Below are 2,612 nucleotides of genomic sequence, written 5' to 3'. Positions count from 1 at the left end.
AATGTGATTGGAGTCATAGTGTCGATCCGGTTCAAAATCTGTCTAGAAAAATGGTACATGGCTTCCATTTTTCTGTTGTTTTTGCAGCGACGCTGGATAACGTAATGAAAACAAAGGAGTGATGCTGTGTATCGCCGAGGATGGCTGGCTTTGATATTGATAGGATGTTTATGGACCGTTCCGGCCGAGGCGAGTGATCAGGCGTGGCAATCGCCTGGTTATATCCTTGACGCTTTTTACCGAATAGCAATGAAAAGCGAATATATTGAAGGGGAGCAGGGCATCCGAAAGTGGCAAGCGCCGATTCGGTATCATATTGCCCATCCAATCAATAACAGTGAGCTACATGATAATTTAGTGGCGTACCATCTTAGTCATTTGCAATCAATCACTGGGGTAGCCTTTACCCCAACCGAAAGGCCTGAACGCGCCAATCTATCGATCGTATTTACTAATCATGCCCGTTTTTTAGACGATGCACGCAAACAGTTTGCGACGGACGATGTCTCGCCATTAGAGAACGCGATATGTGCTGCCAACATTAAAGTGGATAGACACGGGGTAATTCAGTATGCGGCGGTGGTGATCCCCGTCGATCTCGCCCGATCAAAAGGTAAGCTGGTGGCGTGCGTGGTGGAAGAGTTGACGCAAGTCATGGGGTTACCCAATGACGATAACCGAGTCTATCCGTCTATTTTTAACGATCAGAGCTCGCAGCAGTTACTGACTGGACTCGATAGCCTACTGTTGCAGCTGTTATATCTCGATGCCGTAAAACCAGGGCAAAACTGGGAAACCACCCAGGCAATTATTCGGCCCGTGATCACAAAGTGGGCGCAAGATGGCACCATTAATAACGCCCATCGAGCAGTAAAAACCGGAAAACTCTATCCGTTACTCGGATGGTAGCCTGGCCGAAGATGCCAACGTGTTGATGATTGCTCTGCCCGATAACAAAAATTGTTGAAAGTGATTTAGACATTTCGCCAACTTAGACGACACTTAAAGGGTGGACTGATAATGTCATAACGATTTGGGGAGGCGACATGGAGTCGATCACAGTCAAAGATTATATGAACAAACGACCGGTTACATTCTCGCAGGACATGCCGTTGTCTAGTGCGCTCGAAAAGTTACTTCGTAGCCAGCAAACGGGAGGACCAGTCATTGATGCTAATAAGCGTTTGGTGGGCTTTATATCCGAGCAAGATATGTTGCAGCAGTTGTTACGAGACAGCTACCACTGTCAAGACTCACACACCGTCTCAGATTGCATGACGCCCAACGCGTTAGCGGTGGAATCAGAAGACAGTATCATTAAACTGGCCGAAATGATGGCACCGACCAAACCTAAACTGTATCCGGTCGTCGATGAAGGTAAATTAGTTGGGATCATCACGCGTCGTGACATACTGCGCGCCATTGGGATGCAGATGGGCGAATGTTTAACCCACCCTGTGTGACCACAGAACGATACGCACGCACCCTACTGAGCCGTCAGTAGGGTGGTTGGATTGAGCACCCTCTCTCGTTTTTCGTCTATTTTTTAATCAGCATACTCTGCTGTTATCCTGCCTTTTAATATTGATATTTCAATAACTAAAGCGATGATCGTGATAGATCGTGCGATTTTTGATGCCAGATTTAAGGTTTTCTGCTATTGTGCTGCCCATTGGCAAGCTGGTGGCCTGCCGTGCGGATACAGAGGTTAGCCCCTGTCATGCAGTGAATACGATAAGCAGGATGCGGGAATATCGTGGGTGTGGAGGCCAGCATTGACTTTACGACAATATCAAATGAGGTAGAAACAAAGGTTAAATTGGACGATCAGGGAGGACGAGGTGAGAGAAACAAAGAGGTTATATGTATCAACTCAATTCAATTGGTGCACTAGAATCATTCTTGATTGCTATTGGTGTACTTTTTCTAGGCCATTTCGTTAATTCAAAAATTCCCGCATTACGCAAGTTTAATATTCCCGAACCTATTGTTGGGGGGTTAATCATTGCTTGTGTGATTTCAGTTTTACATTATAACGGTATCAACTTTAAATTTGATCTACCGTTAAAAAACACCTTTATGCTAATGTTTTTTGCCACCGTTGGGTTGGCCGCCAATTATAAACAGTTAGTAAAGGGTGGGCTAAAAGTTTTCTGGTTTTTAGCGATCGCGTCTGTCTATATTATCATTCAAAATGCGATTGGCGTCAGTTTTGCCTCGCTCCTAGGCCTTGATCCGTTAATGGGCTTAGTCGCCGGTTCAATTACGCTATCAGGTGGCCATGGTACTGGCGCAGCCTGGGCACAGATATTAACCGATGAATATGGGATTCAAAGCACGCTTGAGATCGCAATGGCCTCAGCCACACTCGGCCTCGTTATTGGCGGGATTATTGGTAGCCCTGTTGCTCAGCGTTTGATTAATAAACACCAACTCGAATCTGAGTATGGACGTGGGACAACAACGCACGAAAAATATCCTGAATTAGTCACATATAATGAAAATGAAGAAGATAAAGTCACTGCTAAAAAAGTGATTGAAGTCTTGTTTATTTTGTTATTGTGTATTACAGGTGCAAGTCATTTATCTGAATGGGTTAGTCAGTTCAACAT

The 2,612-nt window shown here is 45.1% G+C and carries 3 protein-coding genes; all 3 read left to right on the top strand.

Annotation, left to right across the window (positions count from 1 at the left end; all coding sequences use genetic code 11):
• Window positions 1-126 precede the first annotated feature (126 nt).
• Entirely contained in the window at window positions 127-909 is a 783-nt protein-coding gene (locus tag BZG79_RS13890) for a DUF2927 domain-containing protein (protein ID WP_077461075.1), read from the top strand.
• A 137-nt stretch (window positions 910-1,046) separates the two neighbouring features.
• Window positions 1,047-1,463, top strand: a complete 417-nt coding sequence (locus BZG79_RS13885) for a CBS domain-containing protein (RefSeq protein ID WP_025744667.1) — start codon at window positions 1,047-1,049, stop codon at window positions 1,461-1,463.
• A 400-nt stretch (window positions 1,464-1,863) separates the two neighbouring features.
• Window positions 1,864-2,612: sodium/glutamate symporter (locus BZG79_RS13880; RefSeq protein ID WP_242414199.1), on the top strand; the 749-nt coding region annotated here is incomplete at its 3' end.

It is taken from the genome of Salinivibrio sp. MA427 (genome assembly GCF_001996115.1).
Taxonomy (GTDB): domain Bacteria; phylum Pseudomonadota; class Gammaproteobacteria; order Enterobacterales; family Vibrionaceae; genus Salinivibrio; species Salinivibrio costicola.
This window is presented reverse-complemented; position numbering and strand designations above follow the sequence as displayed.